The sequence below is a fragment of the Pseudomonas sp. BTN1 genome, from assembly GCF_001907715.1.
Taxonomy (GTDB): Bacteria; Pseudomonadota; Gammaproteobacteria; order Pseudomonadales; family Pseudomonadaceae; genus Aquipseudomonas; species Aquipseudomonas paracarnis.
In genome coordinates, this window is sequence record NZ_MPBM01000045.1 from 169,990 (window position 1) to 178,206 (window position 8,217).

General features: G+C 62.1%; 5 protein-coding genes. 1 reads left to right on the forward strand and 4 read right to left on the reverse strand.

What is annotated here, in order from left to right; translation table 11 throughout:
- Nucleotides 1-4 precede the first annotated feature (4 nt).
- On the reverse strand, nucleotides 5-1,291 hold the full coding sequence (gene fahA / locus BMH52_RS22795; protein WP_019817645.1) for a fumarylacetoacetase: 1,287 nt from the start codon (nucleotides 1,289-1,291) through the stop codon (nucleotides 5-7).
- Nucleotides 1,292-1,294: 3 nt separating this feature from the next.
- Entirely contained in the window at nucleotides 1,295-2,578 is a 1,284-nt protein-coding gene (hmgA, locus tag BMH52_RS22800) for a homogentisate 1,2-dioxygenase (protein WP_020301221.1), read from the reverse strand.
- 120 nt (nucleotides 2,579-2,698) lie between these two features.
- Here hmgA and BMH52_RS22805 point away from each other — a divergent pair, with 120 nt between their 5' ends.
- Nucleotides 2,699-3,478, forward strand: a complete 780-nt coding sequence (locus BMH52_RS22805; protein WP_073845133.1) for an IclR family transcriptional regulator — start codon at nucleotides 2,699-2,701, stop codon at nucleotides 3,476-3,478.
- Between the two features lies 1 nt (nucleotide 3,479).
- Here the strand turns inward: BMH52_RS22805 and dacB are convergent, their stop codons facing one another.
- Nucleotides 3,480-4,937, reverse strand: a complete 1,458-nt coding sequence (gene dacB, locus BMH52_RS22810) for a D-alanyl-D-alanine carboxypeptidase/D-alanyl-D-alanine-endopeptidase (protein WP_073845135.1) — start codon at nucleotides 4,935-4,937, stop codon at nucleotides 3,480-3,482.
- A gap of 587 nt (nucleotides 4,938-5,524) precedes the next feature.
- A complete protein-coding gene (locus tag BMH52_RS22815) occupies nucleotides 5,525-7,939 on the reverse strand; it encodes a TonB-dependent receptor (protein WP_073845137.1) in 2,415 nt (804 codons plus the stop codon).
- Between the last annotated feature and the right edge of the window lie 278 nt (nucleotides 7,940-8,217).

Genomic DNA, 8,217 nt, shown 5'->3' on the forward strand with positions numbered 1-8,217 from the left:
CCTCTCAGCGCGCCGCGACCACGGTACCGCGGCATTCGCCGAAGCCGATAGAGGCAAAACCCTCGCGGCTGCAACGGGCACGCAGAATGATTTCGTCGCCATCCTCGAGGAATTTGCGCACCTCGCCGGAAGCCAGTTCAATCGGCTTTTTACCGCCTTCGGTAATCTCCAACAGGCTGCCAAACTGCCCCGGCTGCGGGCCAGACAACGTGCCCGAACCAAACAGGTCGCCGGCCTGCAACTGGCAGCCATTGACGCTGTGGTGCGCCACCATTTGCGCCACGGTCCAGTACATATGCTCGGTGTTGCTCAGGGTCAGGCGATGGGCGGGCAGGTTTTGCTCACGCATCGAGGCCGTGGTGAGCAGCACTTCCAGTTCGATATCAAAGGCGCCCGCGTTCTGATCACGCTTATCCAACAGGTAAGGCAGCGGTTGCGGATCACCTTCAGGGCGCGGCGGCTGGGCTTTGCGGAAGGGCTCCAGGGCTTCGGCAGTCACCACCCACGGCGAGATGCTGGTGATAAAGCTTTTCGACAAGAACGGCCCCAGCGGCTGGTACTCCCAGGCCTGGATATCCCGCGCCGACCAGTCGTTGAGCAGGCAGAAACCGGCGATATGCTCGGCGGCATCGCCAATGGCAATCGCATCGCCCATGGCATTGCCCTGGCCGATCCAGATGCCCAGCTCCAACTCATAGTCCAGGCGCGCGCAGGGGCCAAAGGTCGGTTCGGACTGGCCGGCCGGCAGGGTCTGGCCTTTAGGGCGTCGCACCTCTGTACCCGAGGGACGAATGGTCGAGGCACGGCCATGGTAACCAATCGGCACGTATTTGTAGTTCGGCAACAGCGGGTTATCGGGGCGGAACAACTTGCCGACGTTTTGCGCGTGCTCGATGCCGACGTAGAAGTCGGTGTAGTCATTGATCTTGGCCGGCAGGTGCATCTGGCAATCGGCGGCACGGTGCAGCACGTGCGCTTCGCGGTTTTGCAGCTCGCTGCCTTCGGCCAGTAGTTCCAGCAGGCGCTCGCGCAGGGCAACGCGAGGGCCACGGCCCAGTTCGAAAAACGCGTTCAACTGCCCGCCCGCAGTGGCTTCGACGGCGCGTCGGGCTTCGCCCTCAAACGCGTCCAGTGCGGCATGCAGGTCGAGAATCGCATCGCCAATCGCCACGCCACTGCGCGGTGCCGAGCCATTGATACTGAACACGCCCAGGGGCAAGTTCTGCAGGGGGAAATCGGCGTGGCCGTTGGCCGAGGATACCCAGCTGCGGGTCTGCGTTGGTTGAGTCATGGGTTATCTCCGGTTCGGGTTGAAGGTGGCGGGCAGCGCGGCCCAGCACGCGTCATACGCAGGTTGCAGTTGTGGGCACTCCAGGGCGAACTGGGTCGGGCGCAGCACTTGGCTGGTCTCGAACATGAACGCCATGGTGTTATCGATCTTGTGCGGCGCAAGGTCCGCGTTGATGGCCTTGGTGCAGGTCTCGCCATCCGGGCCGTGGGCGCTCATGCAACTGTGCAGCGATGCGCCGCCCGGCAGGAAGCCTTCGGCCTTGGCGTCGTAGGCGCCCTGGATCAGGCCCATGTATTCGTTCATCAGGTTGCGATGGAACCACGGCGGCCGGAAGGTGTTCTCGGCCACCATCCAGCGCGGCGGGAAGATCACGAAGTCGAGGTTGGCCAGGCCATGCACGCTGGTGGGCGAGGTCAGCACGGTGAAGATCGACGGGTCCGGATGATCGAAACTCACCGTGCCAATGGTGTTGAAGCGACGCAGGTCGTATTTGTACGGCACATTGTTGCCGTGCCAGGCGACCACGTTGAGCGGTGAATGGTCCAGCTCGCAGGCCCACAGTTCGCCGAGGAACTTCTGTACCAGCGTAGTCGGTTGCTTGAGGTCTTCGTAGCGGGCCACCGGCGTAAGAAAGTCGCGGGGGTTGGCCAGGCCGTTGCTGCCAATCGGCCCCAGGTCAGGCAGACGCAGCGGGGCGCCGTGGTTCTCGGCGACGTAACCGCGTGCTTGCGCATCCAGCAGCTCGATACGGAACTTGAGACCACGGGGCAGCACGACAATTTCCAGCGGCTCGACATCCAGCACGCCCAGTTCGGTGGCGATGCGCAGGCGGCCCTGCTCGGGGACGATCAGCAGTTCGCCGTCGGCATTGAAGAACACGCGCTCCATGGAGCGGTTGGCGCGGTAATTATAGATGCTGATGCCCGCTGGTTTTTCCGCCCCCGAATTGGCGACCATGCCCACCAGGCCGTCGATAAAGTCCGTCGGCTCACTCGGGATATCCAACGGGTTCCAACGCAAGCGATTCGGCGTGACCGCGCCCAACGGGCCACCGGCCAATTGCCGCGCAAGCTTGACGAATGCCGGGTGGTTGGCCGACGGCTGGATGCGGTAAAGCCAGGTGCGACGGGCTTCGCTGCGGGCCATGGTGAAGGCGGTGCCGGAAAACAGTTCGGTGTAGAGGCCGTAAGGGGCTTTCTGCGGCGAGTTCTGGCCAACCGGCAGCGCGCCGGGCAAGGCTTCGCTGGCGAATTCATTGCCGAAGCCCGACAGGTATTCGAGGTTCATGGATCGTCCTCTGAGGGTCAGTTGTATTTATCGTAATCCAGTTACGCATAACGTAATTTGATCACTATCGACCGTCAAGCTATAAAGACGCCCATTCATCTCTCGGATTCTCGCCCTTCCATGGAAAAGCCTCGCGACACCGGTAAACAGAAAGTCCGCTCGGCGGAAGTCGGCACCGATATCCTCAAGGCCCTGGCCGAACTGTCCCCGGCCACCTCGTTGTCACGCCTGGCCGAACATGTGCAGATGCCGGCGAGCAAGGTGCACCGCTATTTGCAGGCCCTGATCGCGTCGGGTTTTGCCGAACAGAACGCAGCCACCAACCATTACGGCCTGGGCCGGGAGGCATTGCGAGTGGGGCTGGCGGCGCTGGGCAGCATGGATGTGTTGAAAGTCGGCGCCATGCCCCTGGCCGAACTGCGCGATGAATTGAACGAAACCTGCTTTCTGGCGGTGTGGGGCAACCAGGGCGCGACCGTGGTGCAGATCGAGCCGGCAGTGCGCGCCGTTACCGTGGTGACGCAACTGGGCTCAGTGTTGCCGCTGCTCAGCTCTTCCACCGGGCTGGTGTTCAGCGCTTATCTGCCGTCACGGGAAACTGTAGAACTGCGCGAACGCGAGGTTCAGGCCGGCACCGCCCACAGCTTGGCGGACGATCAGGCCTATGCCAGCGTGTGCGAGCAAATCCGCCGCCGTGGCCTGCACTTCGTACATGGGCTGCTGATGCCTGGCGTGGATGCATTATCAGCGCCGGTGTTCAATGCGGTCGGGCACGTGGCGGCGGTGATGACCGTGGTCGGCCCGACTTCACTGTTCCATGCCGATGAAGATGGCCCGGCGGCGCAGCGCTTGCTGGCGGCGACCCGGGCCGTGAGTTGGCGCATGGGCTATCAGCCCTGAATCAGTCTTCGCTGTGGGACAGGGCCACGGCGACGCGGTTTTCCACGGCTTTTACCTGCGCGCCAGCGACCACATAGTTGTTGGTCAACATCGCGAACACCAGCTTGCGCCCGTGAGCATCGGTGATGTAACCGCTCAATGACGACACGCCGGCCATGGAGCCGGTCTTGGCATGCAGGTTATTTTCCGCAGCCGTGCCGCGCAGGCGGTAACCCAGGCTGCCGCCGGTCATACGGTCGGCATTGCCGGCAACCGGCAGCGCGTTGTACCAGGCGTCGAACCAGGGTTGTTTGCTGGCCGCCAGCAGCAGGTCGGTGAGGGTTTGCGACGACACCAGGTTACGCCGCGACAGGCCGGAGCCGTCCACTTGGCTCACAGCGCTGGTGTCCAGCCCCTGGCGCTTGAGAAAGTCGGCCACCGCCACGGCGCCCGCCGCCGCCGTGCCGCTGCTGGCCGTCTGGCGGCCCATGGCCTTGAGCACGGCTTCGGACATGGCGTTGTTCGAGAGCTTGAGCAGCGGCACGATCAGCTCCTGCAACGGCGCCGATTGGTGCTCGGCCAGCACCGTCACCCCAGCAGGACTTGCCCCGCCCATCACCCGACGCCCCAGCACCTTGATGCCCTGCTGCGCCAAGGCTTGCTCAAACAGGTTGGCCACCAGTTGCGTCGGCTCCCACACGCTGATCAATTGCTGGCTCTGCCGGCCAGGCGCCACCGCGCCGCTGAGCTGCAGCAGGTTGGTGCCATGGCGACGGTTGATCCCATAGCTGTTACCCGGCCCGCTGACGGCGCGGTTATTCAGTTGCAGGTAGTCGGTGGGCGGGTAGATCTCCACGCCGACCGGCGAGCCGACGTGCAACGGCGCCTTGGCGTTGACCAGCACGCTGCCAGCATCAAAGTCGGTATTGGGCGCCACGGTCAGCGCTGAAATCTGCGCGCCGTAGTAGGTGGTTTCATCATCATGGGACCAGTCCACGCCCAGCCGCTCGGCATCGAACCAGGTGTCATCGAACACCAGGTCACCCTGCACCTGGCGCACGCCCTGGCTGGCCAATTGCGCGGCGAGCGCCTGATAGTCGGCAAACTGAATACTCGGGTCGCCCAAGCCACGCAGGTACAGGTTGCCAGTCAGCCGGTCGCCCTGGCGTAGGCCATTGCTCAGCAGTTGCGTGGCGAAGCGGTACTGCGGCCCCAATACATCCATGGCTGCCGCCGTGGTCAACAGCTTGAGGTTGGACGCGGGCACCAGCCGGGTGCGTGGGTTGTGCTGATACAGCGTGGTGCCTGTGCGGGCATCACGCACCATCAGCGAGACGGTGGCGCCTTGCAGCGCCGGGTCGCTCAACAGCTTATCCAGGGTTGCCGGGGTGGAGGTTTGGGAGACGCTGGCGCAGCCGCCCAGCACAAAACTCAAGCCGACCAGCAGGGTGCTGGTGTGAAACCATTTTCCAAAGTGCATCAGTAGCGTTTTCCATAAGCCTGCAATGGCGGCAACGCTAACAGCTCGCTATCAATGTGGCGACCGCTTTCCTGTGGGAGCTGGCTTGCCTGCGATGCAGGCAACTCGGTGTATCAGGCAAACCCAGTCGATGCCATCGCAGCATAGTATCTACACAACTTCGTAGGTTGTAACAGCAGACGGTAACCACGATGCGAAGCGAGCCGCTCTTGATCTTGCTCTTGATCTGCTTGTGATCTTGATCTCAGCCGAGCCTAAGCGAGGTGCCGAGTGGTGGGGCAAGAGCGTTTTGCTTACTTTTGCGCTGTTTGTTCAAAAGTGAGCCGCTGTCAGAGCGGAACCCTAAGTGGCCGTTACCTAAATAACGGATATGTACCCGGTCCAGCTGTGTTGACTGCTAGGCCGTCTTCGCAGGCAAGCCAGCTCCCACATTTGGATCGTGGTGTGTCAGTTAGATCAGCGTCGGCTGTCAGTCCGTCACGGGAGCAAGCTCCCTCGCCACAGGTCCAGCGTCACACCAAAGATGTGTAGAAACTTATGGCCATCGCAGGCAAGCCAGCCCACAGAAGAATGCCAGCAACCCGGAATCAGAAGGTCAACGTGCTTGAAACCGACACCTGCCGCGCATCACCAATAGACACGAACTGCGTATTCACCGAAGAGGTGTAATAGGTGCGGTCGAACAGGTTCTTCACATTGAGCTGAAACTTGACCTTCTGCCCATCAAGTTGCGTGTCGTAGCTGGCAAATACATCCGCCACGGTATAGCTCGGCAGTTCAAAGCTGTTGGCCGCATCCCCAGCGCGCTCGCCCACATAGCGCGCACCGGCGCCGACCCGCAGTTGATCGCCCCCCAGAAGAGTGCCGAAGTCATACACAGCCGACAGCGAGCCGGTGTTTTTCGCCACATTCTGCAGGCGCTTGCCTTTGAGCGTCGGGTCGTCGGTGACCTCGGCATCGGTGTAGGCATAGCTGCCGATCAGGCTCCACTTGTCGGTCAACTGGCCGCTGGCATCCAGCTCCAGGCCACGGGAGCGCACCTTGCCCGCCACGCTGTAGACCGAGGTTAGCCCCTCGCCCACCTGGACCAGCACATTGCGTTTGTCGATGTTGAACAACGCCGCACTGGCGGTGATACGCCCCGGCAGGTCGAACTTGGTGCCAAGCTCCCAGGCCTTGGATTCTTCAGGGTCGAGGCTGCCATCCAGCACGGTTTTGTTGGCCAGTGGCGCAATGGTGGAGTTGGGCTTGAACGACTCGGTGTAGCTGCCGTAGAACGACAGTTCATCGGTGTAGCGGTACACCAGCCCGGCCCGAGGCACCCATTTTTGGCCATTGCCATCGGTGTTGGCGGTGAACGGCACGCCTTTGCCGGCGTATTGATCGTACATTTGATAACGCGCCCCACCGACCAGAATCCACTGGTCGTTGAGATGAATCGCATCCTGGAAGAACAGCGAGTCGCTGCGCAGCAGGTCAGTCTGGTTGCTGTCCGGCGCGCTGACGTTGGAACCCGCCACTTCGTTGCCGTACACCGGGTTGTTGTAATTGAAGACACCGCGCGGAGCCTGGCGGATCAGGTCGGCGCGGTAGATCTTGCGGTACTCGTCGTCCAGGCCGAATACCAGGTCGTGTTGCATACCCGCCACATCCAGCTTGCCTTCAAGGCTTGCGGTTGCGAAACGGTCGGTGGTCAGCGCGCCCTGGGTGCCATCCATGCTGCGGGTCAGGGTGCCGTTGGGGTTGACCTTGACCACCCGCACCTGGCTGGCGTCGTAGGTTTCGCGGTTCCAGCTGTAGCCGAAGTGGGCTTTCCAGTCGTCATTCAGATCGTGGTCGACGGTCAGGCGATACAGATCGGAGCGCCCTTCCATATTGTTGAACGGCTCATCCAGGCGGCGGGTCGCGGGGATGTTCAGCGGGTGGCGGGTCTTGGGGTCGATGGCAGTGCCACGGTCAAAGGGCGAGAGAAACTCGCGGTGTTCATAGGCGACAACCACCTGGGTGGTATCGCCGTACCAGGCCAGGGACGGCGCCACCAGCGTCTCGCGGTGGGTACCGTAGTTGCGCCAGTAGTCTTCGTCTTCATGGTCAACGATCAGGCGATAGGCCAGGCCGCTGTCACCGAGGGGGCCGGTGGTGTCGAGGTTGCCGCCGCTGCCGTTCTTGCCGCTGCCGAAGGTTGAACCGCGCGCGGTCAGGGCCGTGGACTGCACCAGTTCGGGCTTTTTGCTGACGATATTGACCACGCCACCCGGGTCCTGGATGCCGTACAACAGCGACGACGGCCCCTTGAGCACTTCGACGCGATCAGCGGTGGCGTTCAACGCCCGGCCCTGCACCACGGGCATGCCGTCCTTCATGATCGAGCCATTACGGTTGTCGCCAAAGCCACGCAGCATCACCGCGTCCTGGGTGCTGCCGAGGGTGTTGGACTGGGTAATACCACTGATATTGCCCAGGGCGTCATCCAGGTTACGCGGCTGTTGATCGCGCAATACTTGGGCGGGCACCACATTTACGGTTTGCGGGGTTTCCAGCAGCAGGCCATGGGAGCGCATCACCGAACTGGTGGGCGGTGGCTGGTAGCTGGTGCTGGCTTGGGTGGGGTCGATGCCGCTGATAGTGGTAGCGCCCAGGTTGACCGCGCCATCGGTGGGCACCGGTTCCAGCGCCAGGGTACGGGCGTCGATCTGGCGAAAGGTGAAGCCGGAACGGCCCAGCAGACGTTGCAGGGCCTGGGTCGCGCTCATCTGCCCGCTGACCGCCGGGGCGTTGATGCCGTAGGGCGCTTCATCGGTGTAGATCACACTGATCCCGGTAACCCGGCTGAAATCGCTCAACGCCTGGGGCAACGGCTTGGCCGCCAGGGCAAAATTGAACTGGGCACTTTGCTGCTCCTGCGCCTGCGCCATGGCCAGGGGCAATAAGACCAGCCCCGACACCGTGAATACCGAGGCTCCCAGCCACTGTTTGACCCAACCGCCCGCCGTCGATTTCATGCTGTGAGCACCCGTGTAGAAAACGCTGTTAATGCGAATTGATCGCAGTTTCATGCACTACACGGATGGGCCGGCGATTTACCTCACCTCTGCTGGCAATTATTTTTTATTTATTTCACAGACCCCTGTGGGAGCGGGCTTGCCCGCGAATGCGGAGTGTCAGCCAATTAATTTTTAACTGAACCACCGCTATCGCAGCAAAGGTATCTACACAACTTTGGGGGCTGTAGCCAAAACGGTAACCACGATGCGAAGCGAGCCGCTCTTGATCTTGATCT

Bases quoted from the DNA above. Each gene is read 5' to 3' on its own strand.
- fahA (WP_019817645.1), bottom strand. From the start codon at position 1,291: ATGACTCAACCAACGCAGACCCGCAGCTGGGTATCCTCGGCCAACGGC.
- hmgA (WP_020301221.1), bottom strand. From the start codon at position 2,578: ATGAACCTCGAATACCTGTCGGGCTTCGGCAATGAATTCGCCAGCGAA.
- BMH52_RS22805 (WP_073845133.1), top strand. From the start codon at position 2,699: ATGGAAAAGCCTCGCGACACCGGTAAACAGAAAGTCCGCTCGGCGGAA.
- dacB (WP_073845135.1), bottom strand. From the start codon at position 4,937: ATGCACTTTGGAAAATGGTTTCACACCAGCACCCTGCTGGTCGGCTTG.
- BMH52_RS22815 (WP_073845137.1), bottom strand. From the start codon at position 7,939: ATGAAATCGACGGCGGGCGGTTGGGTCAAACAGTGGCTGGGAGCCTCG.